We start from the raw sequence: 23,009 nt of genomic DNA, 5'->3' as shown, positions 1-23,009 counted from the left end.
TCTCTGATTTAAATTTATTTAAAAATCAAACAATAGATAAACAACCATAAATTCTTGTGCAATTAAGCCTATAATATTAAAAAAGAATAGCGCGTGAAGCGGGAGCTGTAGTTAAGAATTACAATATCCTTTTGTAGCCATATCTTTAAAATGCTAGGTTGCCGTAACCATTACAAGATTTTATGTTATCACTATCATTAATTAATGTATAATGAAAAATAAAATATTAACTTTTCTGATTTGTTTAGCTAATGTTTTTACTTACTCACAATCGTGTACGGTAAATGCAGGAGGAAGCAAAATAATTTGTGGTACTACCACTACTTTATCTGGCAGTTCATCAGGAACAGCCTCGGGAAGCCCCTCTTGGTCTTTAGTTTCTAAACCATCAGGTGCTACAGATCCTATCATTACAAGTGGAAATACATTGACACCAAGTATATCTGGTCTTAATACTCCGGGGAACTATGTGTTCAGAATTTCACAAACATGTACTACAGGAGGTACCGTTACTTCTGATGTTACCATTACTGCGTCTGGTTCGGTGGCAACGTTTACAGCAGGACCAGATATTACAAACATTGCAGCAACAGCAGGTGTGGCAACTCTTAATGCAATCATTCCTGCGGGATATACTGCATCCTGGACCTATTATAATCTTTACAGTTTCCAAAGATTTGGTACAAAAGTGACTACTAATGCGACATTAACCGGTACCACTACCGCTTCGCCAACTCTTACCCTCACCAATAAAAGCGATCATACCATAGACCCGAGTTATGTGGCGGTACTTAGAATTACTTCTATTACTAACCCGAGTTGTTTTTATGAAGATGAGGCGATTGTAAGATTCATTCCCAATCCGCAGATTACACTTAATACGACGGTAAATTATTGTGTACCAAGTACTGGAGCTTTTTCATTGTTTTTAAATAATGTATCTCCCAAATTTGCAGTTTATTCTATTACACCAGGTGCTTCGGGTACTACTACAACTACCATTACTTTGAATGTTATAAGCCAGCCTTCTGGCGGAAATATTGCTTTTGATTATTTAGATAGTAACGCAATAAGCTTATCCGGACTTAATGTTACAGGAACGTATACATTTACACTTACCGTAGCCAATTCTACAGGAACTTATACCACCCCTACAATTACATACAATTATAATGGGGCACAGCCAAGACCTGTTAGCTTTATAGATTCTGCTTTTCCAGACCAGATAGGTTTATATGCCTCTGGAGGAAGTGCGGGAGCGGTATATTGCAATAGAGTTGGAAGCACAGCCCCTATAGTAGTTGGTTTTAAGATTGATCCTGCTGATCCTGCAACCAATATTACTAATTTTCAAAATTCAGCAATCACACCTCCGGGAGGAGCTCCTACCATTGTACAGGCGGGAGCCGGAACCTATAATAGAACAGCTACAATTACTCCGCCATCAGGTGGATGGAGAGTAGGCACTTACCGTTTTGCTGTTTCAAATTCAAACGGTTCTTGTAACGGTAGCTCACAAGTTTACTATATTCATATTTCTGACGGAAATAGACCCGCAGTTAATGTGAATAATTTTACGGTCTGTTATCCCGGTTCAGGAAGCGTGTCTGCAACCGTTCCTCTTCCTGCGGTATATAAAGGTGTAGTGAACTCTAGTTATTTTCAGGATTTTGGTGGGTATTATGAATTAACTACTATCTCAAAACCATCTGGGTCTGCAAATCCTTTGTTCGAAGCAACAAATTTAAGATCTTTAGAAAGTCTTAGTACCGTTATCAGTAATCTTAATGCTCAGGGAGAATATGTATTTAAAATTAAAGCCATCCCTTCTAACGTGAGTATTGCCGACTTTTTAGGTAAAGAGTATGCGTGTGCAGGAACTTCTTTAGAAGATACTTTCTCGGTTTTTGTTTCTACACAGATTAATGCCAATGCAGGAAGTGATTTTACAACAGGTGGAGCTGCAAGCACTATATTAAATGGAAATAATCCTACGCCAAGCAATGGGGTGTGGACTGTAGTTTCAAGCCCTTCCGGTGCTACTCCAACGTTTGTCAATGCTTCTTCAAATAATACACAGGTAAATGGTCTTACGGTAAACGGGAATTATGTTTTCAGATGGACTATTTCTACAGGTACGTGTACCAGTTCAGATGATGTACAGGTTACAGTAGTAACGCCATTATTAGAAGCTGTAAATGATATATTTAATCCGGTTATAGCAGGAAGTACTACAACGAGTGTTATTGCAAACGATAAAAATATTGCAGGCGGACAAGCCGTTATAGGAACATCAGAAGGACAGGTTTCAATAGTTGCATTAGGAACTTGGCCTGCAGGATTTACATTAAATCCTAACGGAACTATTTCTGTAGCTTCTACAGTTACCGCAGGAACTTACGATATGAACTACAGAATTTGTAATCAAATCGCAGGTACACCTTGTGATGAAGCATTAGTTACCATTACGGTAGTAACGCCATTTGACTGTACAGGTAAAATTTATAGTTTAAGTTCAGTTACAGGAGAGATCAGAATGTTCAACAATCCTACAACTTCTGGTGCATTAGGATCTGTGATTAATACCACACCACATCCTACAGCTATTTCGGCAGCACCGAATGGTCCCAATGCTTTAGGGTTCAGTATTTCTACCAATAAATTTTATTATGTCCTCAATCAAAACGGAGGCACAGGAAATACTTTTGTGAGCTATGACCCAACTACCAATACTTATGAGACTTTAGCAAGCACCAACGGATATATCTATAGAGGTACAGTAACCAATGACGGATTAGGATATTATGGTATTACTTCCACCAATGTTTTAAAGTATTATGATATAGCAAACAACACCTGGACAAATATTACCAATAATTATGTAGATCAGAACGGACAAAGCCTAAATACCCTTCTCAATACCTACAGTGGAGGAGATATCGCAATGGACGGAAACGGAGATTTATGGATTTTAGCAGGAACAGCAAGTAGCGGAACCGCTTATGTTTTCAGGGTAAAAAGTGCTGTTCCAAAGACGAATATGGCAGGTGCGCCTTTGGTTTTGGAGCAAATTGTAAAACAAAACATAGGGACAAGTCCAAACGGTATTTCGTTCAATCCTGCGGGAGAATTGTTTATTACCAATGCTACTACTTTATTTAAAATGAATAATGATTTCAGTATATCATCTGTAGGAGCTATATCTAATCCTGCCAACGGAGGAGGAGATTTGGCAAGCTGTGCTGCGCCGTTAAATCCATTTGCTGTTTCAGATTTTGGAGATGCGCCAGATACTTATAAAACATTATTGGCTTCTGACGGACCCCGCCATTCGGTTTCACAATATGATGCAACCAACAATACATCATCTTTAATGATTGGTTCTAAAATAGATTTAGAAAATGACGGCTTTGCTGGTGTAATGTCAAATGGAGATGATATTAATAATATTTTTGATGAGGGCAGTGTAACTTTCCCGATTATTAATACCACTTCTACCACTTATACGGCTACTGTACCAGTAATCAATACTACCGGAGTGACAGTAAATCTGAAAGGCTGGATAGATTTCAATAAAAACGGAACATTTGATGCTTCAGAAGGCGCATCCGCAACTGTTTCCGATGGAGCCACCAGTGTAACGCTCACTTGGTCAGGGCTTTCAGGATTAACAGAAGGTATCACTTATTACAGATTAAGAATAGCGAAATCAGCCACTGAGATAGCTAATCCCACGGGAGTTGCATTCGGGGGTGAGGTAGAAGATGGTAAGTTTACCATTTCTGGTCCTGCTTTTTGTTATGAAGACCCTACATTGGTATCTGGTGCTACTTACCCAGTAAAACACGGAATTACTGTGCTTGGAAGAGCAGGAACTGACAATGGAGGTTGGCCAATGAATAGAAATTCTGCCTACACAGCATTAGAAAGTAAAACGAAAGGTCTTGTGATAACAAGAAACAGCAATCCTGAAGGAACGATTGCAATTCCGGTTGTAGGGATGATGGTTTTTGATACAGATGAAAACGCAGGTGCAGGTTGTCTGAAAATCTATACGGGATCTGGTGCAGGCGAAGGCTGGAAATGTTTCAGTACTCAAAGCTGTCCTTAGTATTTTAATAATCGTTCCTTTAAATTTCAAAACGATAAATTAAACCAACATAAGTTCAAAGCGCATAACTGACTTTTGAGATTATAAACTAACTAACTAATTTATATATTTTTACGGACGGTCTGCTATATTTGGCAGACTGTCTGTTTTTATATCAGCTATATGTCAAAAAAAGTGTTTTGATGGCTTCCCGCTTTATACCTATTTTATTAATTTATAAAATTCTATAGTTGTTTTAGAGTTAAAAAAACCTGGGTAATATCCCGTTTTGTACTCTTTGTATAATATATAATCCATAAAATCAAAAGGTTATGGAAAATAGAACATCAATAGAACCGTGTTTAATTTATTTTTCCACACTATTTTTTTTTCTTTGAAGCCAAAATAACAAAAGCTTGGATTTTAAATTTATTCACATCGGATCTCTTATCAAAAAGAAAATTGAAGAAAAAAAAATTGATTATCACAGAATTTGCAATTTCATGGATGCTAATAGTGAGGATATAGATCAAATGCTGGCGTCAGAAAGTCTGGATTCCCAAATCCTGCTTAGGTGGTCAAAGTTATTGGAATACGATTTTTTTAGAATTTACAGTCAGCATTTAATATTGTATGCACCGCCATCGGCCTCTGTTGCACATGAGCAAAAAAGATCACCATCTGATTTGCCTGTTTTCCGCAAAAATATTTATACGCAGGAGATTATTGATTTTATTCTTGAACAGATTAGGTCTGGAGAATTAACCAAAATGGGGGTTGTAGAAAAATACAGAATACCAAAAACCACATTATATAAATGGATACACAAGTACGAAAACTCAAAAAATTAGTAGATCAACACCTGCATCAATCTAAAAATCAGATACTGATGATTTTTGGCAGGCCAAAAAAAAATTCTGACAGTGAAATTTGGTTTTTCAGACAGTTTCGATTCAGCTTTTTTAATGATGAAATAGCTTTTATTTTTGAAGAAGATAAAGTTGTAGATATTTGCCTTACCCAGTATTTCCTTTGGCAGGAGGTGAGAAATATATACTATATGGAGGGGCAGGATCCTGAATATAAAGTGGTATCAATGCTATGAAAGAAAAATTAGACAAACATAAACAGCAAAGTCCTGACTACAGGCTTATATTTTCAGACATTATAGATAAAAAATTCCCACATAAAAGAGAATACTGCGAAAAAATATTGCGAAAAGAGTATTTATCTGCTATTGATATTATGAAACTTAATCAAATGATTTTTGGGGCTTCGGGTAAAATAGCAGAAAACTTTAATCAAAAACACAAATCTTATAATAAAGCAGATATTCTGGAAATTTTAAATTATCAGAAAAACAATAAATTAAACAACCTTCAGACATCGCTTAAGTTTAAAACAAGCCGTAACACTATTGCGAAATGGAAAAAACTGTATAGCAATCTCCACTAATAGAAGTGATAACTTAACAGTTGTCTAAGCTTAATGATGAAAAATGATTTTATAAACCTGATAATGAGTGTTTTATGATATGATAGATATAAAATAGATCATGCTTTTTTCGGTGTTTTCAGGATAATAATATTACTTTGTCTGCCAGTTATATAAACCCGCAACTTAGTTGAAAACACAAGTAAACATATTAATAATGGTAAAGCCTTTTTCATTTTTGAAGAAGGCTTTTACTGTTTTTTTATTTTGTTTTCTACAGCAATTACTGGGGAATATTTGCAGCAGCAACGAAATTTTATTTTTAAGATCTGAAAAACCACGAATTGATAATGCTTTTACGAAAGCATGTGCAAACAACATTCATTCACAAAAAAAGAAATCAAAATCTTTAGGTATATTTTCGGATCTGAAGTTTCAGTCAGCAATTTTCCCGACAAATACTTCAGGTAAATATTGGGTCAATCAGATTGCGCCTTTTATTGCAGGGCTATTTAAAATTATATTTTCCCGGAATTCAAAAACTGATTTTCATTTCTTTTCTTTTTGTCAGCCATTATGTTTAATTGTACGTCCTCCGCCTTTTATAAATTTTTATCTAAAAAATTTTGATAGCTGATATTTTAATTACGGATGAAAAGTCGGTATTGTAAAATTTTATTAAACCTCATAAATACAAATGAAGAAAATAATATTTTCCGCGATTATAATGCATAATGTTTTTATGTATTCTCAGGTGGGAATTGGAACAAATAATCCTTTATCTAATTTTCATGTTGATGCAGGAAAAGATAATCCTTTGAATGGAAATGTAGTAAGTGATGCTCAAAAACAGAATGATGTATCTATTCTTTCCTCAGGAAATGTGGGGATAGGTATTCTTTCCCCAACACGTAAGTTTGAAGTTGAAAGTGGAACCGTTGCATCTCCATCTGACGGATTTAAATTGAATGACGGAACAGAAGGAAAAGGTAAAGTTTTAATTTCCGATGATTCCGGGTCTGCACATTGGCTGCTTCATCCTGCACAAAAAATTTACAAAGGAATCATGGGCAACGGGCTAAATATAGATATAAGCAGCAGTTCTTATTCTTTCAATTCTGCAAATCACAATGTGGGTTTTTATCAGACAGGATCTTATATAGATTTGCCACCGGGTAAATGGCGGGTTAAAATTGATCTGGTAATTCCGTATTTAGCAGACATTGATGCTGCGATGAATCGGGATGACTGGTTTTGGATAAGAACAACTTTATCGGATAACGGGACAAGCAACCCTGGAGCTCCTTCAGCAGATTTAGTAGACAACAGCAGATGGGCAAGCGAAGTTTTTCAGGGACCAGGACCGTTATTGTCAGCCGGAAATAAGTTTGCTATGATCAACGGAAATTTGATAATAAATAATGCCACTTCTGCTATCAAAAGATATTATCTGCTTGCAGGTGGGTTTACCCGTTCCAATCTCAATATACCCGGAGTTTTAGAAAAAATGGGTGGCGCTCAGTGGCAGGAAAATAAAATTACGGCATACGCAATAGAACAGGATTAGTTAATTATAAAAATAAAATGAAAAAAATAGTATATCTTACCGCAATACTCATATTTACAGATGTGTTTTCACAAGTCGGTGTCAATACTCAAAATCCTCGTGGAGTTTTCCACATTGACGGGAATAAAAATAATCCGTTAACAGGAGATCCGTCAATTTCTCAGCAGCAAGATGATTTTATTGTTTTATCTTCGGGGAATGTGGGGATAGGAACAACATCACCAACAAGAAAACTAGAGATCAATTCAGGAGGAACAACAACAGCTCCAATTGACGGATTTAAACTGGTAGATGGAACTCAGGCAAAAAACAAAGCATTGGTTTCTGATGAAAACGGTTCGGCTCATTGGGAATATATTGCTTTGAAGTCTTATAAAGGACAAATTGGTAACGGGTTTAATCTTTTGCTCAATAATTCAGCTTATGATTTTAATTCGGCTAATTTCTCTACCGGGTTTTACGGCACTACTTCATACATAGATTTGGCGCCGGGCAATTGGCAGGTCAATATTTCTTTGCTTTTGGCATATGATAATAATTCTGCTGCAACAAGTCTTACAAGGGATGATTGGTTTTGGACAAGAGCCACATTGAGTGATGCAGCGGGAATTACTGCAGGAGGAGGTCCTTATTCTCCTACATCAGATTTAGAAGGAACTGTTTTTTTGAGTAATATTTTTAATGGTCCGGCTCCTTTGTCGTCTTTTCCTAAATATGCGATGATTAACGGGTCTCTTACGCTTAATAACAACGGCACATCCACCAAAAGATACTATTTGATCATCGGAGGAATAACGAAATCTTCAGCTTCTCTTCCCGGAAGACTGAGAAATGTGGGAGGAGCATGGGGCGAAAATGTGATTAGTGCTTTTGCTATTCAGTAAAAAAACAGATTTATTCTGTCTTTTTGTTTTAAATTTACAACTAAAATGTGGACAATTTATTGTTGAAAAAGTTCATATATCTACTCATGCATTTAACTAAAATAATAACCATTATTCTGCTTGTTTTTTTTTCTGCTTCTTACTCGGGGCAGAAGACCAAAAATGAGCTTGATTCTCTATTCTCCCAAAAAGTAAAAATGCTTTTTGAAGAAGGTAAACTTGATGAATCTCTTGTTGTTTGTAAAGAAGTCATATCGGGTTATGAACAGTTGAATGAGGATAAAAGCGCATTAAAGGCATATGTACGTGCAGCCAACATCTGCAGTAATCTATTCAGAACAAAAGAAAGTCTGCAGTATCTGGATATTGCAGCAGAAAAAAATGCAGCTATAAAGGATAAATATCTGGAATCCAGGATTAATGGAGGATATGGAAGAAATTATCAAAATCTCGGGTTTAATGATCTTGCATTGAAATATTACGATAAGGCAATCAGTATTGCTGAAAAGAATAATGACAAAATTAATCTTGAATACTTCTATGGGCTGCAATCTGTAATTTACGAAGAGCAGAAAGAAATAAATAAATTATACCGGAGTCTCACAAAAGCTCATAAATCAAGGCCTACTGTTTACAATTCAGCAAGACTGGCAAAGTACTTTCTGTCTTTCAGGAAAAACTTAGATTCTGCAAAATTCTATTTGGATTTAGGAGAAAAAATGGCAGCAACGAAAAAGTTCCCATTATTTCAGGAGTCTATTTTACAAAGAAACCAAGGACGGTATTTTATGGAAAAAAATGATTACGCGAAAGCTGTTTTCTATCTGGAAAAATCCTTGGCAATCTCAAAACAGCTCAACAAGCCACAGGATGTTAAAGAGACACACAAGATGCTGGCAAAAGCTTACAAATCGCTTAAAGATGATAAGAAGTCTGTTCAAAACTTAGAAAAATATACTGCTATTACAGACAGTCTTTTAGCAGAAAGACAAAAAATACAGCATTTACCAATAGAAAAAGTGATCAAAGAAAAAGAGGAAAGCTCAAAAAAATCTTTTTCTAAGCTGTATCTTATCATATTTGCAATAGTTCTGTTGTTTGCTGTGATCTATTTTATTTCCAGAAAAAAGTTTTCGGCAAAATCTCTTGAGAAAGAAATGGAAATTAGTCTTAAAGAAGAGGAAAACCTTCAGTTACAGCAAAAAGTAAACGAAAAGTTTGACGACATTATACAGCTGGCTAAAAATAACAGTCCCGAATTTTTCACCAGATTTCAGGAAATTTATCCTCATGTTATCAGTAATCTTTTGAAAGTAAACCCGAGACTGCGGGTTTCAGAGCTTACTTTATGTGCGTATATTTATTTGGGTTTCAATACAAAAGATATTGCCAATTATACTTTCCGTACCATAAGTACGGTACGGAACCGCAAACACAATCTGAGGACAAAGCTCAATATTCCCGCAGAAGAAAGTACCGAACTTTGGTTTAAAAATATAGGAAATAAGCTTTATTGAAATTACTCTCAAAACTTTACTTCCCAAACATCATTTTCGTAATGAAATCTCTTTCTCCTTTTCCTCTTGCTGGCGAATATTCTCTTCCATAGAAAATAATCTGAAGATGGAGTTTATTCCAAACGTCTTTTTTCCAGATGTTTTTGGCGTCTTTTTCTGTTTCAATAACGTTTTTGCCAGAAGTGAGTTTCCATTGGGTCATTAATCTGTGAATATGCGTGTCAACAGGGAACGCCGGAAATCCGAAACCTTGACTCATCACAACAGAAGCCGTTTTGTGTCCTACTCCGGGAAGTGCTTCCAGCTCTTCGTACGTTTGCGGAACAATACCATTGTGTTTTTCCATAAGAAGTTCTGCCATTCGCTTCAGATTTTTGGCTTTCGTATTGGCAAGACCGATTTCTTTAATCAGTTCTTTAATCTCTGAAACTTCCAGCTTAGCCATTTTTTCCGGTGTTCCGGCTACGCTGAAAAGCTGAGGTGTTACCTGATTCACTTTTTTATCTGTTGTCTGTGCAGAAAGCGCAACGGCAACCATGAGGGTAAACGGATCAGTATGATCCAGCGGAATAGGAACTTCCGGATATAATTTTTCCAGTTCGGTCTGTACCAGCTCTGCTCTTTGCTTTTTTGTCATTTAAAACATTAAATTTGAACAAAAATAAATCATTATGCTGAAAGTAGGAGACCAATTGCCAAAATTTGAAGGAACAAATCAGGACGGAGAAGCTGTAAACTCCCAAAACTTCCTTGGAAAAAAATTAGTTGTTTTCTTTTATCCTCAAGCCAGTACACCCACTTGTACGGTAGAAGCCTGTAATCTGAGTGATAATTATTCAAAACTGGAGGAAGCCGGATTTCAATTGTTGGGAATCAGCGGAGATTCTGTAAAAAAGCAGAAAAATTTTCACAGCAAATTTGCTTTTCCGTATGACCTGATTGCTGACGAAAACAGGGAAATTATTGAGAAATTCGGAGTGTGGCAGGAGAAGAAAACATTCGGAAAAACTTATATGGGAATTGTAAGAACAACTTTTATGTTCGATGAAAAAGGAAGCTGTACCAGAGTTATTGATAAGGTGACTTCAAAAACTGCGGCTCAGCAGATTTTGGAAGGATAACTGTTTTTTAAAGAATAAAGAAGCAGTTTCAAAAAGCAAGTAATTGCACTTTAAGACTGCTTCTTTTAATTATTGAATAGCTGAATTTATTTAAAATCTACCAGCTCAACATCAAAAATAAGTGTTGCTCCGGGAGGAATTACGTTTCCTGCTCCATTGTCTCCATAAGCAAGATCTGAAGGAAGATAAAATCTGTATTTAGCTCCTTTGCTCATCAACTGTATTCCTTCTGTCCATCCGGGAATTACGCTGGATAAGTTAAGTTCAATAGGTTTTCCGCCATTCTTGTCGGTAGAGTCAAAAACAGTTCCGTCCATCAGTTTTCCTGTATACATTACATTTGCTGTATTTGAAGCTGTTGGTTTTGTTTTGCCGTCACCTTCTTTCAAAACCTCGTATTGCAGACCGCTTGCCGTAGTTTTTATATTCTTTTTCAGCTTATTTTTAGCAAGAAAATCTGCTCCAGCTTTTTTGTTTTCTTCAGCTTTTACTTTAGTTTCGGCTTGTTTCTTTTCGTTTTGCTTTTGCATAAAACCCTGCAGGAAAGTTCCCATTTCTTCTTTCGGGAAAAGTGCAGATTTCTCTGTAAGTGCGTCTTTAATGCCTTGCGCCAAAAGCTCTGCATCTGCAGGAAAGCCTTGTCTTTTCATATTTTCTGCGATATCAAGACCAATATAATATGACGCTTTTTGCTCATCAGTATATGTTTTTTGAGCAAACACAAGATTGGCTCCGGTAAGCAATGCTAAGGTAAATAAGGTTTTTTTCATTGTTGAGATATATATTTCTGCGAATTTAAGGTTTTGTAACGGAATACGTGAAGAATAAAGATTATACAAGTTAAAGATTTGTATTTTCGCTCAATTATAGGTATTTGTTTTTCAGGGCGGTAAAACTAAAGAACAGACTAACTTACATAAAATCTATTATTTACTTGTATCTTATTCTGTCTCAAAATACATCAGTTCTTCTGAGTCATTCGGCAGTGTAACCATTTGTTTGAATTTTAAACCCAGTTTTTCAATCAGTTTACGGGAAGAAAAATTGTCTTTGGTGGTAATGGCTGAAACTTTTTTAAGACCAAAATCATTCATTCCGACAGACAATATCTTTTGTGCAGCTTCAAACATCAGACCTTTGCCTTCATATTTTTCAAGTACGGAAAAACCAATATCCATGATATCCAGACCATCTCTTTCAAATATTCCTACGCCGCCGATTTTATGATTTCCTTCTTTTAAAATAACAAGATAATTCCCAAAACCCAACTTATCAAATTGAGGTAAGAATTTGGATTGAATATATTGTTCTGCATCATCAACAGTCTGTATATTTCTGTTTCCGATGTATTTGATGAAAGAAGGCATATTATACAGCTCAAAAATGAAACCGGCATCTTCCAAAGACATAGGACGAATGAAAAGCCTTTCGGTCTCGTAAAAATTATTTTCTTTTTTTAGTGGGCTGTTTTGATGATTCATCTTTTGGCTCTTCTTTCTTTTCCAATTTTAAAAGTCTTGGGTTGTTCTTGCAGTTTTTAGTATAAACTTCCATGTAAGATCCGTGATCTTCTACTTTTGAAATCTTTCCGGTTGCTTTGCTGACCGTTAATGTATAATGGGTCTTCTGATAAGGACATTCGGTTGAGGTAACTTTCCCCAGATCCAGATAGTAATTGTTTTTGTCTTCGTAATGATTGGCTGCAACATCTACAAACTGCTCATCTATCATATATCCTTCAAGAACAGCAGATAAGGCAGCCTCATCTACATTGTTAACCTTTCCGATAAAGCCTTTAAGGTCTTTAATATCAGTAATGTAAGTGGTCTGATCGCCTTTGCCGGAAACAATGTAGAAAAAACTTTCTTCTCCCGGTCTCAGACTGAATCCTGAAAACTGCGGAGTATAATCTTTTTTCGTTCCGGAAACTTTGATTTCTTTATTTCTTCCGTAGCTGTTATGTACCAAAACCCAGAAATCTGCTGTTTGGTGATCTGGTGAAATATTAGATAAAACACCTTCTACATTGGCGAATTTTTTCTTCTCCTGAGAAAAAGAAAATATCCCAAGAAAGAAGAAAACCGAAAAAAAAGTACTTTTATATAATGTCATAGTTAGAAAAAGCGACACAAATCATGCCATGTTTTACATATATTTTTCGCCTTTTTTAAGGCTTTTAAGATCTAAAACATAGTCCTTAATCTGTTGATCATGCTGTCTCGGGCAGATTAAAAGAACTTTGTCTGTATCTACAACGATAAAATCCTTTAATCCGTCTATCACGACTGCTTTATTATTTTTAATATGAATAATATTTCCTTTAGAATCGTAAGTAAGGGCAGTTTTGATATTGATAGAATTATCATGCTGGTCTCTCTCGCTGTTTTCGAAAACAGAAGTCCATGTTCCTAGATCGCTCCAGCCTAAATCTGCGGGAATTACGTAAACGTTTTTTGCTTTTTCTAAAATTCCGTTATCAATGGATATTTTCTGGATTTTAGGATAAATAAGTTCAATACAGCTGGTTTCATTATCCGCATTGTATTCGCACACCGTAAACTGCTGTGTCATTTCCGGAAGAAAATTTTCAAAAGCTTTTTGAATAGATTGTACATTCCAGATAAAAATTCCGGCATTCCAAAGAAAATCACCGCTTTCCAGGAAACTTTTAGCAATTTCCAGAATCGGTTTTTCGGTAAATGTTTTTACTTTATAATAATCTGAATCTTTCGTTTCTACAAACTGAATATATCCGTATCCTGTATCGGGTCTTGTCGGAGTGATTCCTAGTGTTACCAGGTAATCGTTCCCGGAGGCAATTTCAAAAGCCAGCTTTACTTTTTCAAGGAAGGTTTCTTCTTTTAAAATTAAATGATCCGCCGGCAAAACAATCATGGTTGCTTCAGGATTGATTTCTGCGATTTTATTTGCCATATAAAGATTGCAGGCGGCGGTGTTTTTCATCAGTGGCTCTCCTACAATATTCCGTTCCGGAATTTCAGGAAGCTGCTGATGAGAAAGGGCGATGTACTCTTTATTGGTAATTACAAAAATATTTTCGTTAGGAATAATTTTACTGATCCTGTCATAGGTCTGCTGAATCATCGTACGACCCGTTCCTAAAATATCCTGAAACTGTTTTGGAAATTTCTGTGTGCTTAAGGGCCAGAATCTGCTTCCGATTCCTCCTGCCATTATCACGCAGTATTGATCTGATTTCGACATATTTAACTGCATTTTATCACTCTCGCCAAAGGTCTGAAAGAATACTTTCTTCCGGTAGCCAGATGAGTACAAAGATAGTTCTTTTTAATCAGACCCTGCAAAACGTATTTTCCGTTTCTGTATATAAAATGGTCACCGTTTATCAGCTCATGGATACATACCGAACCGTCTTCATCATTGCTCATGTCAAAATATTGTACCAATTCCGGACTTGCCATAAAGTTGGCTTTGGGCGCACGGGAAAAATCAGCAATAATAGGTCTTAAATCTTCTGTATAAACATCAATGCTTTCTAAAAGCATAAGATGAAACGTGTGCTTCCATTCAGAACCGTGAGGAGCTATTTTTCTTCCGTATTTTTCAAATGCGACGAGATGCGCCAGCTCATGAGTAAGCACAAAAAAGAAAAGCTGCGGAGAAAGGGTAGAGTTGATGGTGATTTCGTGAGACTGATCTTTCAGTTTTCTGTAATCTCCAAGCTTAGATTCTCTGTTTTTCGTTATTTTGATATGGATATAATGATCCGCAAACCATTTTTTCAAATGCGGCAGCGTATTTTCAGGTAAATAATTTTGCAAAGACTGAATAGACATTCTACAAACTTAGCGGAATTCCTGCATAGAAATTTAATAATTTTAAACTGAAAATGTAATTATATTTTGCCTGTTCTACAGAACCTTGTGCATTGGCGTAATTGTTTCTTGCGATATTGAGGTCGTAAATGGTTGTACGCCCCGCAGCATAGCTTTTATCTGCAAAATCCATTGCCAGTTTTGTGCTTTTCTCAGCTTCTACTGCAGCAAGATATACTTCATAATTGGCATCGACATCAAACTGAGCCTGCTGTACATTTTGTCTTACGGCCTGCTTTTGTTGTTCTAATGCATTTTTGGCGATAAATTCATTAATCTTAGACTGTTCTACCTGAAGTTTGGTGATTCCTTTATTAAAGATAGGAATATTGAGATTTACCCCGCCCTGCTGTCCGAAATTGTCCTTATACTGTTGAAAAAGACTGCCTTCTTTTACATAAAAAAAACTACTTCCAACGTTGTTAGTATTCAATAGGTTGTTGTAAAATGTTCCTAATCCGATACTTGCTGTTAAAGTGGGCCAAAAAGCTGTTTTGGTCACTTCTGTCTGAGCTTCAGCGGCTTTTATTCTGCTCTGCGCTGCTTTTACCTGTGGCTGTGTTTCGTAAGCAGTCTCCAGAACATCATTTACCGAAATAAGCTGTGGACTCAGTGTTTCGGAAATTTCCACATCTTCTACATCAAAATCTTTGTATTCTTTAAGCTGGAGAAGCTGTGCCAAAGCAAATAAACTTCTGTCTACATTAATTTCTGCTGTTTTCAGGTTCTGTTTTTCTCTCGCCCATGCAGCTTCGGCTTCCGCCACAATAGTTTGTGCCGTAGTTCCTACTTCTGTCGTGATTTTTGCTCTGTCATATTGTTTTTTAGCATTTTCTGCTGCACTTTGAGCAATTTTTACAATTTCTTTGTTGAGCAAAGTAGTTAAATACTGTCTTGCAATCTGAAGCGAAATATCATTCTTAACTGTTTCAATGTCGTATTGGCTGGCTTCTACGTCAAATTCGGTTTTTCTGATCGTTTTTTCAAGCCTTCCGTTATTAAAAAGCAAAACGTCTGCTCCAATATTTACATTGTTGCTATATCGGTCGTTTCTGATACTTCCTGTCCCTAAAGATGCCTGTCCGAAACTTACATTGTTTCCCATATTCGCACTTACGGACGGCAGATAGTTTTTCTGGGCAATTTTCAGGTTAGTATCCTGTATTTGTTTTGAATATTCATTTTGAATTACCTGAAGATTATGTTTCACTGCATAATCTACACACTCTTTCAGAGACCATTTTTCCTGAGCATTTATTCCTGCAAAGACTAATCCTAAAACAATCGTCAAAACTTTTTTCATATGTAGATGTCTATTTTTAAGCTATATGCAATCACCATTCACGGATATTATGTTTCATAATTGCCAAGGCGATTTCATAATGAAATATTATTTTTTTCAAATTTTACAAACTCATTCGATAATGGGTTTGTGTCGGCTTTTCTCCATTAGACGAAGAGAACAGAAAAAAGTTACAAAAAACAAAAAATATTGTTTCAGAATAGTAAAAGATTTGAGAATTTTGCGTTATGACAAACGAACAGTATCAACAAGCGGTGGAGTGGCTTTTTGTGCAGGCTCCGAATTATCAGATTGATGGTGAAAAAGCCTATAAGCCAGGATTGGATAATATCAGAGATCTGTGTGCTTTTTTCGGAAATCCTCAGGATAAAATAAAATGTATTCATATTGGCGGAACCAATGGGAAGGGTTCTACAAGCAATATGCTGGCTTCTGTTCTTCAGGAGGCTGGTTATAAAATCGGATTATATAATTCACCTCATCTTATTGACTTTACCGAAAGAATCAAAGTAAACGGTAAAAACTGTGATAAAAAGTTTGTATTTGATTTTATTCAAAAACTAAAACATCTTCCAGAAAATATTCGCCCGTCTTTTTTTGAATTTACCACCATCATGGCATTTGAATATTTCTATCAGCAAAAAATTGATTTTGCCATTATTGAAGTCGGTTTGGGGGGAAGGTTAGATTCTACCAATATTATTACGCCTTTAGTTTCTGCAATTACCAATGTTCAGCTTGATCATCAGAATATTTTAGGAAATACGATTGAAGAGATCGCTTTTGAAAAGGCGGGAATCATTAAAAATAATATTCCTGTAGTTTTAGGAGATGATAATAAAACGGTTAAAAATATCATCAGAGCTAAATCTGAAAATGAGAAAGCTCCGTTAATTGATGCAACGCTCATACAGTCAGATTTAAAATCAGATTTAGAAGGAAACTATCAGGCGAAAAATATCAAAGTTGTTTTAGCGCTGATTGATGAATTAAAGAGGTCAGGCGTAACCATTTCTGAAGAAAACATTGAAAAAGGATTGCTGAATGTTCATCAAAATACAGGTTTTATCGGAAGGTGGTTTCAGTTTTCAAAAAATCCGCTTACGATATGTGATACCGGACACAATCAGGCAGGACTGGAGTATGTTTTTCAGCAGTTGGAAAGTATTGATAAACGCAAACATATTATATTAGGTTTTGTGAATGATAAAAAAATAGATGAAGTGATGGCTTTGCTTCCTGAAAATTCCTTATTTTATTTTGCTAAACCAGCTATTCATCGGGGTCGTGATCCTAAAGATTATGAAAATTTATTATTAGGTGCAAAAATTAATTATAAAATTTTTGATTCTGTGCAGGGAGCCTATCTTTCTGCAAAACAAGAATGTACAGAAGAAGAAATGATTTTTGTTGGTGGAAGCAATTTTGTAGTGGGAGAATTTTTAGAAAAAAATTTGGAGAATGTGAAATAAGTTGTATATTTGCACCACTCTAAACGAGAAAACAAGTATAGAGGGTTCTTAGCTCAGTTGGTTCAGAGCATCTGGTTTACACCCAGAGGGTCGGGGGTTCGAATCCCTCAGGACCCACAGAAAGGAAACGAAACCTTTAAAAAAAATTCGGGTTCTTAGCTCAGTTGGTTCAGAGCATCTGGTTTACACCCAGAGGGTCGGGGGTTCGAATCCCTCAGGACCCACAGAAATCTCTCTTTTTAAGGGAGATTTTTTTATTTTCTCAAAAGCAATCCTAGTTTATAAAAATCTAAAATCCGTAAATTAGGATGGGCTGATAAAAGGTTCCTCTTAAAACTATTTTCAAAAGTGTTTAAAATTTTAGATATAGTAAATTTCAAGATACTTATGATAGAAATTATTTGATAAGCTTTTACAATTTTTATTTCTGATAATTTTATGTTCAGCGTTTTATCTTTGAGTAAAATAGCCAGATTTTCTATAGATTCTTCTACTTTTTTCAGGTAAATTTCATTGGATTCAATATCATCATTTAAAACAGGATTTTCAATATGATCAACCGAAATTTGAAGGGTTTTTAAATCCATGGCAAAAATCAGATCTTCGTAACCGTATTTATTAAGTGAAGTGTTAAATTGAACCTGTTTAAAAATTTTTCTGCTGATCAAAAAATTATTAGTCTGAAAACTTAAATAAGGCTTTTTCTCTCTCTCAATCAAAGATAAGTTTTCTCTTTCAGAGGCGAATTTCCATCTTAAAATATATTCAGGTGAGATCGGGTTCGATATTGCCGTTCTTCCCCCGTAAACAATTGATAAATTGGGTTTTAAGTCTAAAAAACCAAAATAATTGTTCATGAAATTTTCAGAAATCAGTTTTCCGTCACAATCCAGAAAAAGCAGGTAATCACCCTTTGCATATTGCAAAAAGAGATTTCTTATTTTAGATCTTCCAATGTTTTTTTCGAGAAAAATAACCTGATCACAGATTTTAGAGATTTCCTGATTGATTTGTTTGAATTTTGAGTCGGATGCATCATCTATAAGAATAATTTCTGCGTTAAGAACATCTTTTTCGATTTGATCCTTAAGATCCGTAATCAGTTCTCGCACATCAAAATTATAGACGGGAATGCATACAGAGATCTTCATCAGTTATATTTTGTCTAAAATCTGCTGAATGCTTATTTCTCCGAGGCAAGCCCAGTCTCCGCGGAAACATTCTTTGTCCCCGAAAACAGAACACGGTCTGCAGGTGAGATCTTTGATTTCAACTACATCATTTTCGCTCTGCCCGAATCCTAAAAATCCTGCAAAAGGATGTGTGGAACCCCAAATGGAAACGCATCTTGTCCCAACAACACTCGCTAAGTGCATATTGGCAGAATCCATAGAGATCATCACTTCCAGTCCGGAAATTCTATCAAGTTCTTCCGAAAGGCTGAGCTTTCCTGCTAAACTTTTTGTATTGGGAATCTGCTGCTCCCAATTTTCAAGCGTTTCAATTTCTTTTTTGCCGCCGCCAAAAAAATAAACCGTATTTTTTTCGGAAAGAATTTTTACCAGTTCAAATGACTTTTCCAAAGGCAGCATTTTGCCTTTATGCTGTGCAAACGGTGCAAATCCGATTCCGGATTTTTTTTCTGAATTGGGTCGAAGCTGATGGGAGAGTTCTACTTTGAAACCCATTTCCCGAAAAACATCTGCATAGCGTTCTGTTGTTTTTTTCAGCTGAAATTTATTCAGGTTCCAAATGTCTGTAAGATCCTCTTTTTCCAGCTTTCCTTTATTGATTTTAAAAACTTTAAACCCTTTTCTGATGTATATCTTATTTAAAATTTTGGTGCGGATCACATCATGCAGGTCGGCTACATAATCTGGTTTGTATAAGCTGATCAATTCTTTGGCAAGCCTTCTTACTCCAAAAAATCCTTTATAGTCATCAACATCAATTCCATGAAATGTAACATTCGGAACATCAGTAAATAGCCGTTCAAAATTTTTTCTGGAAACCATTACGATTTCAACTTCCGGGTTCTGTTCCAGAAACTCTCTGAAGACCGGAACGGTCATCGCGACATCTCCAAATGCTGAAAAACGATATGCTAATATTCTTGCCACTCTTTATGATTTCAATTGATAAGCAACCGCATAAAACTTAATCTGCTTGGTCATTGCCATCAATCCGTTGGCTCTGGAAGGGGATAAAAATTCCTGCAGACCGATTTGTGAAATAAAATCAAAATCAGAGTCCAGAATTTCCTGTGTAGAATGACCGCTGTAAATGCTGATAAGAAGCGAAACGATACCTTTAGGCAGAATACCGTCAGAATCTGCATCAAAAAACAATTTTCCGTCTTTGAAATCAGCATCAATCCAGACTTTGCTTTGGCAGCCTTTGATCAGATTTTCGTCTGTTTTTTTGTTGTCAGAAAGTCCATTAAGTTCTTTTCCGAGATCAATAATATATTCATATTTCTGTTCCCAGTCTTCCAGAAAGGCAAATTCGTCAATGATTTCCTGCTGTTTTTCTTTGATGGTCATATTTGGTTGATTTCTTTTTACAAAGATACTATTTTTAGAGTTTTTATCCTGACTCTCATCTTGGGTTTGGCCTTCTTGAATGCTTCTGTTTTATTTCTTACTTTTACCATCCCAATTTTAAGACAGATTCCATGGCAAAAGCGGCGAAAAAAGAAACTCCTTTAATGACTCAGTACAATACCATCAAGGCGAAATATCCTGATGCACTTTTGCTTTTCAGAGTGGGTGATTTTTACGAAACTTTCGGGCAGGATGCCGTGAAAACGTCTCAGATTCTGGGAATTGTTTTAACAAAAAGAGCCAATGGGGAAGGGCATATAGAATTGGCGGGATTTCCGCATCATTCCGTAGATTCTTATCTGCCAAAACTGGTGAGAGCCGGGATGCGAGTGGCTATATGCGACCAGCTGGAAGATCCGAAATCGGTAAAAGGAATTGTAAAACGCGGCGTTACAGAACTGGTAACTCCCGGAGTAACATTCAATGATCAGGTTTTAACGTCTAAAAAGAATAATTTTCTTCTTTCCCTCCACAAAGAAAAAGAAAAATACGGAATCGCACTGGTAGATGTTTCTACCGGAGAATTTCTGGTAAGCGAAGGAAATCTCGAAAAACTGCTTCACATTATCAGTACTTTTGATCCTAGCGAGATTATTTATCAGCGAAGCGTACAAATCCCGGAACAGCTGAAAAATAAAAATGTTTTCAAGCTGGAAGACTGGGCTTATCAGCATAATTTTGCTTACGAAAAACTGACTAATCATTTCAAAACCAATTCTCTCAAGGGTTTTGGTATTGAAGGTTTATCATTGGCAATTACAGCTGCAGGTGCTATTTTTGCTTATCTTGTAGAAGATACCCATCATAATCTGCTCTCGCATATTACCAAAATTCAGGTGATTCCGCAGGAAGATTATCTGATGATGGATCATTTTACGCTGAGAAATCTGGAAATTGTTTATCCCAGCAATCCGAAAGGAAAATCTCTTTTAGATATTATTGATAAAACTTCCACGCCGATGGGAGGAAGACTTTTGAGAAGAAGAATCATCCTGCCTTTGAAGTCGGTAGATGAAATTTCCAGAAGACTTTCCCTGATTGATTTTCTTAACGAAAATGATCAGCTTAAATACGAGATTTCAATTTTGCTCCGCTCTATTTCAGATTTAGACCGATTGATGGGAAAGCTGGCGGCAGAAAAAATTTCACCTAAAGAATTAGGTTATCTTCGGCAAAGCCTTATTAACATTCAGAAAATAAAAGGATTGATACATCCTCATGCGGATGTTTTAGCTTGGCTTGAACCTTTAAATAATTTAGAAGAACTTACTGTTTTACTCGAAAATCATTTGAATGAAGAACTTCCGGTGAATCTTGCCAAAGGAAATGTTATCAAAGAAAATATTTCTGAAGAACTTGATCGTTTACGCGGGCTTCAAAACAAAGGAAGAGGCTTTCTGGATGAAATGTGCCAGAGAGAAATTGAAAGAACCGGAATTTCCAGCCTTAAAATAGACTTTAATAATGTATTCGGATATTTTATTGAAGTAAGAAATACCCATAAAGATAAAGTTCCTGCAGAATGGCTGAGAAAGCAGACTTTGGTAAATGCAGAGCGGTACATCACCGAAGAGCTGAAAGAATACGAAAATCAGATCTTAGGAGCAGAAGAAAAAATAAGTGTTCTGGAAAACGAACTCTATCGTAAAGTTTGCTCCGATACGATGATTTATATTGATAAAATTCAGGAAAATTCTAATATCATCGCACAGCTTGATGTTGCGGTTGGTTTGTCTGAACTGGCTGTTTCTGAAAGCTATACAAAACCTGTTTTAAATGAAGGTTTCGCCATCGATCTGAAAGAAGCGAGACATCCTATTATTGAAAATGCACTTCCTTTAGGTGAAAAATACATCCCGAATGATATTTTTTTAGATAAAGATTCTCAACAGATTATCATGGTAACCGGTCCCAACATGGCGGGTAAATCGGCAATTCTTCGGCAGACAGCTATTGTTTGTTTAATGGCACAGATCGGGAGTTTTGTACCAGCAAAATATGCGGAAATAGGAGTTTTAGATAAAATTTTCACAAGAGTAGGAGCGAGCGATAATATTTCTGCAGGCGAATCAACTTTTATGGTTGAAATGAATGAGGCTGCTTACATTTTAAATAATATTTCAGACAGAAGTTTGATTTTATTAGACGAAATTGGTCGCGGAACTTCCACTTACGACGGGGTTTCCATAGCCTGGGCAATTGCAGAATATCTTCATCAGCATCCAACACAGGCAAAAACCTTATTTGCAACACATTATCACGAGTTGAATGAAATGAACGTGAATTTTGACCGGATAAAAAACTTTCACGTTTCTATTCAGGAAAATAAGGGGAATATTATCTTTTTAAGAAAATTAATTCCGGGCGGAAGTGAGCATAGCTTTGGTATTCATGTGGCAAAACTGGCGGGAATGCCTTCAAAAGTTGTCAACAGAGCTAACGAAATTCTAAAAACTTTGGAAGCAAGCCGTTCTCAAAACGGGTCGTCTGAAAACATCAAAAGAGTAACTGAAGAAAATATGCAGCTTTCTTTCTTTCAGCTGGATGATCCTGTTTTGGAAAATATCAGGGAAGAATTAACGAAAATCGACATCAATACGTTAACGCCGATTGAAGCTTTGATGAAACTGAATGCAATTAAGAAGATGATTGGGAAATAGTAAATTATTCGGCTATTGCTAGTGTAAGTGGCAGATTAAATCTGCTTCTGACTAGAGCTTCCTTATAAACTGCAGGAAGCCATTTTATTTTAACGCTTTTTACTGCATTAATTGCAGCATTGTTAAAAGAACTGTTAGATCCTAAAGCTTTTATGCTGCTTAAAGAACCATCTCTTTCAACAACAAAAATAATATTTGTTTTTACTGATCTTTCACCAGGCTGAACTTTTACAAGTTCTGTATTGATTGCATCAGCAACTTTCCTGCGGAAGATACCTTCACCACCGGGAAATTTTGCTTTTAAACGATCAGAAGAATTATAAATCTTATTTACATCTGCAGGTAATTCTTCTTCATTTGAATCTGCTGCCGGGATTGGTGGACTAATCACTTGTCCGAAAGATAGTATACTTAAACAAAAGAAGAAGGCAGCAAAATATTTTATCATAGTAGATTTTATATAAATCAAATATAAATATAATTTGAATATCCGTAATTAGT

At 36.0% G+C, this 23,009-nt stretch carries 21 protein-coding genes and 2 tRNA genes; 12 read left to right on the top strand and 11 right to left on the bottom strand.

Annotated elements, in window-relative coordinates; translation table 11 throughout:
• The first annotated feature begins 211 nt into the window (after nucleotides 1-211).
• From AC0NBN_RS16535 to AC0NBN_RS16505, 7 genes are all read left to right on the top strand, one after another.
• Nucleotides 212-4,111, top strand: coding sequence for a GEVED domain-containing protein (locus tag AC0NBN_RS16535; RefSeq protein WP_160814069.1), 3,900 nt, complete (start codon nucleotides 212-214; stop codon nucleotides 4,109-4,111).
• A gap of 395 nt (nucleotides 4,112-4,506) precedes the next feature.
• Nucleotides 4,507-4,941, top strand: a complete 435-nt coding sequence (locus AC0NBN_RS16530; RefSeq protein ID WP_160814068.1) for a transposase — start codon at nucleotides 4,507-4,509, stop codon at nucleotides 4,939-4,941.
• Nucleotides 4,908-5,195, top strand: a complete 288-nt coding sequence (locus AC0NBN_RS16525) for a hypothetical protein (protein ID WP_160814067.1) — start codon at nucleotides 4,908-4,910, stop codon at nucleotides 5,193-5,195. Before AC0NBN_RS16530 ends, AC0NBN_RS16525 begins: the two co-directional genes overlap by 34 nt.
• Nucleotides 5,192-5,545 (top strand): helix-turn-helix domain-containing protein, encoded by a 354-nt coding sequence (locus AC0NBN_RS16520; RefSeq protein WP_143882958.1) that lies wholly within the window; start codon nucleotides 5,192-5,194, stop codon nucleotides 5,543-5,545. The genes AC0NBN_RS16525 and AC0NBN_RS16520 overlap by 4 nt, the downstream gene beginning before the upstream one ends.
• 676 nt (nucleotides 5,546-6,221) lie before the next feature.
• Complete coding sequence (locus AC0NBN_RS16515; RefSeq protein WP_160814066.1) at nucleotides 6,222-7,091, top strand: hypothetical protein; 870 nt, start codon at nucleotides 6,222-6,224, stop codon at nucleotides 7,089-7,091.
• A 17-nt stretch (nucleotides 7,092-7,108) separates the two neighbouring features.
• Nucleotides 7,109-7,975, top strand: coding sequence for a hypothetical protein (locus AC0NBN_RS16510; protein WP_143882956.1), 867 nt, complete (start codon nucleotides 7,109-7,111; stop codon nucleotides 7,973-7,975).
• 86 nt (nucleotides 7,976-8,061) lie between these two features.
• Nucleotides 8,062-9,492 (top strand): helix-turn-helix domain-containing protein, encoded by a 1,431-nt coding sequence (locus AC0NBN_RS16505; RefSeq protein ID WP_160814065.1) that lies wholly within the window; start codon nucleotides 8,062-8,064, stop codon nucleotides 9,490-9,492.
• Between the two features lie 16 nt (nucleotides 9,493-9,508).
• On the opposite strand, the gene AC0NBN_RS16500 is transcribed toward AC0NBN_RS16505, so the two are convergent.
• Nucleotides 9,509-10,129 (bottom strand): endonuclease III domain-containing protein, encoded by a 621-nt coding sequence (locus tag AC0NBN_RS16500; protein WP_160814064.1) that lies wholly within the window; start codon nucleotides 10,127-10,129, stop codon nucleotides 9,509-9,511.
• 34 nt (nucleotides 10,130-10,163) lie between these two features.
• On the opposite strand from AC0NBN_RS16500, the gene bcp reads away from it, so the two are divergent.
• Nucleotides 10,164-10,613, top strand: a complete 450-nt coding sequence (gene bcp, locus AC0NBN_RS16495) for a thioredoxin-dependent thiol peroxidase (protein WP_160814063.1) — start codon at nucleotides 10,164-10,166, stop codon at nucleotides 10,611-10,613.
• An 86-nt stretch (nucleotides 10,614-10,699) separates the two neighbouring features.
• On the opposite strand, the gene AC0NBN_RS16490 is transcribed toward bcp, so the two are convergent.
• The 6 genes from AC0NBN_RS16490 to AC0NBN_RS16465 all read right to left on the bottom strand — a co-directional run bounded on the left by AC0NBN_RS16490 (nucleotide 10,700) and on the right by AC0NBN_RS16465 (nucleotide 15,773).
• A complete protein-coding gene (locus AC0NBN_RS16490; protein ID WP_160814062.1) occupies nucleotides 10,700-11,383 on the bottom strand; it encodes an FKBP-type peptidyl-prolyl cis-trans isomerase in 684 nt (227 codons plus the stop codon).
• Nucleotides 11,384-11,554: 171 nt separating this feature from the next.
• Nucleotides 11,555-12,094: a GNAT family N-acetyltransferase gene (locus AC0NBN_RS16485; protein ID WP_160814061.1), complete on the bottom strand. Its 540-nt coding sequence runs from the start codon at nucleotides 12,092-12,094 to the stop codon at nucleotides 11,555-11,557.
• Nucleotides 12,057-12,725, bottom strand: coding sequence for a hypothetical protein (locus AC0NBN_RS16480; RefSeq protein WP_160814060.1), 669 nt, complete (start codon nucleotides 12,723-12,725; stop codon nucleotides 12,057-12,059). Before AC0NBN_RS16480 ends, AC0NBN_RS16485 begins: the two co-directional genes overlap by 38 nt.
• 33 nt (nucleotides 12,726-12,758) lie before the next feature.
• Nucleotides 12,759-13,838 (bottom strand): mannose-1-phosphate guanylyltransferase, encoded by a 1,080-nt coding sequence (locus AC0NBN_RS16475; protein WP_474468850.1) that lies wholly within the window; start codon nucleotides 13,836-13,838, stop codon nucleotides 12,759-12,761.
• 2 nt (nucleotides 13,839-13,840) lie between these two features.
• Complete coding sequence (locus AC0NBN_RS16470; RefSeq protein WP_160814059.1) at nucleotides 13,841-14,431, bottom strand: SprT-like domain-containing protein; 591 nt, start codon at nucleotides 14,429-14,431, stop codon at nucleotides 13,841-13,843.
• Between the two features lies 1 nt (nucleotide 14,432).
• Nucleotides 14,433-15,773, bottom strand: coding sequence for a TolC family protein (locus AC0NBN_RS16465; RefSeq protein ID WP_160814058.1), 1,341 nt, complete (start codon nucleotides 15,771-15,773; stop codon nucleotides 14,433-14,435).
• Between the two features lie 227 nt (nucleotides 15,774-16,000).
• Here AC0NBN_RS16465 and AC0NBN_RS16460 point away from each other — a divergent pair, with 227 nt between their 5' ends.
• From AC0NBN_RS16460 to AC0NBN_RS16450, 3 genes are all read left to right on the top strand, one after another.
• Nucleotides 16,001-17,245: a bifunctional folylpolyglutamate synthase/dihydrofolate synthase gene (locus tag AC0NBN_RS16460; RefSeq protein ID WP_160814057.1), complete on the top strand. Its 1,245-nt coding sequence runs from the start codon at nucleotides 16,001-16,003 to the stop codon at nucleotides 17,243-17,245.
• Between the two features lie 42 nt (nucleotides 17,246-17,287).
• Nucleotides 17,288-17,362, top strand: a tRNA-Val gene (locus AC0NBN_RS16455).
• 32 nt (nucleotides 17,363-17,394) lie between these two features.
• Nucleotides 17,395-17,469: transfer RNA gene (locus AC0NBN_RS16450), tRNA-Val, on the top strand.
• A 30-nt stretch (nucleotides 17,470-17,499) separates the two neighbouring features.
• On the opposite strand, the gene AC0NBN_RS16445 is transcribed toward AC0NBN_RS16450, so the two are convergent.
• From AC0NBN_RS16445 to AC0NBN_RS16435, 3 genes are read right to left on the bottom strand one after another with little or no spacing between them, the layout of a single operon-like run.
• Nucleotides 17,500-18,396: a glycosyltransferase family 2 protein gene (locus AC0NBN_RS16445; RefSeq protein WP_160814056.1), complete on the bottom strand. Its 897-nt coding sequence runs from the start codon at nucleotides 18,394-18,396 to the stop codon at nucleotides 17,500-17,502.
• A 3-nt stretch (nucleotides 18,397-18,399) separates the two neighbouring features.
• Nucleotides 18,400-19,365 carry a glycosyltransferase family 9 protein gene (locus AC0NBN_RS16440; protein WP_474468847.1) on the bottom strand — a complete coding sequence of 322 codons (966 nt, stop codon included), beginning with the start codon at nucleotides 19,363-19,365 and terminating at the stop codon, nucleotides 18,400-18,402.
• Between the two features lie 3 nt (nucleotides 19,366-19,368).
• Complete coding sequence (locus AC0NBN_RS16435) at nucleotides 19,369-19,788, bottom strand: SufE family protein (RefSeq protein ID WP_160814055.1); 420 nt, start codon at nucleotides 19,786-19,788, stop codon at nucleotides 19,369-19,371.
• Nucleotides 19,789-19,919: 131 nt separating this feature from the next.
• Between AC0NBN_RS16435 and mutS the strand changes: the two genes are divergently transcribed.
• A complete protein-coding gene (gene mutS / locus AC0NBN_RS16430) occupies nucleotides 19,920-22,508 on the top strand; it encodes a DNA mismatch repair protein MutS (protein ID WP_160814054.1) in 2,589 nt (862 codons plus the stop codon).
• 4 nt (nucleotides 22,509-22,512) lie between these two features.
• Here mutS and AC0NBN_RS16425 read toward each other — a convergent pair whose 3' ends face one another.
• The gene (locus AC0NBN_RS16425) at nucleotides 22,513-22,956 is read right to left on the bottom strand and encodes a hypothetical protein (RefSeq protein WP_160814053.1); all 444 of its coding nucleotides are present in this window, start codon (nucleotides 22,954-22,956) and stop codon (nucleotides 22,513-22,515) included.
• Nucleotides 22,957-23,009: the final 53 nt, after the last annotated feature.

The sequence above is a fragment of the Chryseobacterium sp. L12 genome, assembly GCF_056133985.1.
This window is presented reverse-complemented; position numbering and strand designations above follow the sequence as displayed.

Excerpts from the sequence above, each read along its gene's own strand:
- mutS (WP_160814054.1), top strand. The coding sequence starts at position 19,920 with ATGGCAAAAGCGGCGAAAAAAGAAACTCCTTTAATGACTCAGTACAAT.
- AC0NBN_RS16460 (WP_160814057.1), top strand. The coding sequence starts at position 16,001 with ATGACAAACGAACAGTATCAACAAGCGGTGGAGTGGCTTTTTGTGCAG.
- AC0NBN_RS16480 (WP_160814060.1), bottom strand. The coding sequence starts at position 12,725 with ATGACATTATATAAAAGTACTTTTTTTTCGGTTTTCTTCTTTCTTGGG.
- AC0NBN_RS16505 (WP_160814065.1), top strand. The coding sequence starts at position 8,062 with ATGCATTTAACTAAAATAATAACCATTATTCTGCTTGTTTTTTTTTCT.
- bcp (WP_160814063.1), top strand. The coding sequence starts at position 10,164 with ATGCTGAAAGTAGGAGACCAATTGCCAAAATTTGAAGGAACAAATCAG.
- AC0NBN_RS16465 (WP_160814058.1), bottom strand. The coding sequence starts at position 15,773 with ATGAAAAAAGTTTTGACGATTGTTTTAGGATTAGTCTTTGCAGGAATA.
- AC0NBN_RS16510 (WP_143882956.1), top strand. The coding sequence starts at position 7,109 with ATGAAAAAAATAGTATATCTTACCGCAATACTCATATTTACAGATGTG.
- AC0NBN_RS16470 (WP_160814059.1), bottom strand. The coding sequence starts at position 14,431 with ATGTCTATTCAGTCTTTGCAAAATTATTTACCTGAAAATACGCTGCCG.
- AC0NBN_RS16525 (WP_160814067.1), top strand. The coding sequence starts at position 4,908 with ATGGATACACAAGTACGAAAACTCAAAAAATTAGTAGATCAACACCTG.
- AC0NBN_RS16490 (WP_160814062.1), bottom strand. The coding sequence starts at position 11,383 with ATGAAAAAAACCTTATTTACCTTAGCATTGCTTACCGGAGCCAATCTT.
- AC0NBN_RS16425 (WP_160814053.1), bottom strand. The coding sequence starts at position 22,956 with ATGATAAAATATTTTGCTGCCTTCTTCTTTTGTTTAAGTATACTATCT.
- AC0NBN_RS16445 (WP_160814056.1), bottom strand. The coding sequence starts at position 18,396 with ATGAAGATCTCTGTATGCATTCCCGTCTATAATTTTGATGTGCGAGAA.
- AC0NBN_RS16515 (WP_160814066.1), top strand. The coding sequence starts at position 6,222 with ATGAAGAAAATAATATTTTCCGCGATTATAATGCATAATGTTTTTATG.
- AC0NBN_RS16485 (WP_160814061.1), bottom strand. The coding sequence starts at position 12,094 with ATGAATCATCAAAACAGCCCACTAAAAAAAGAAAATAATTTTTACGAG.
- AC0NBN_RS16475 (WP_474468850.1), bottom strand. The coding sequence starts at position 13,838 with ATGTCGAAATCAGATCAATACTGCGTGATAATGGCAGGAGGAATCGGA.
- AC0NBN_RS16535 (WP_160814069.1), top strand. The coding sequence starts at position 212 with ATGAAAAATAAAATATTAACTTTTCTGATTTGTTTAGCTAATGTTTTT.
- AC0NBN_RS16435 (WP_160814055.1), bottom strand. The coding sequence starts at position 19,788 with ATGACCATCAAAGAAAAACAGCAGGAAATCATTGACGAATTTGCCTTT.
- AC0NBN_RS16500 (WP_160814064.1), bottom strand. The coding sequence starts at position 10,129 with ATGACAAAAAAGCAAAGAGCAGAGCTGGTACAGACCGAACTGGAAAAA.
- AC0NBN_RS16520 (WP_143882958.1), top strand. The coding sequence starts at position 5,192 with ATGAAAGAAAAATTAGACAAACATAAACAGCAAAGTCCTGACTACAGG.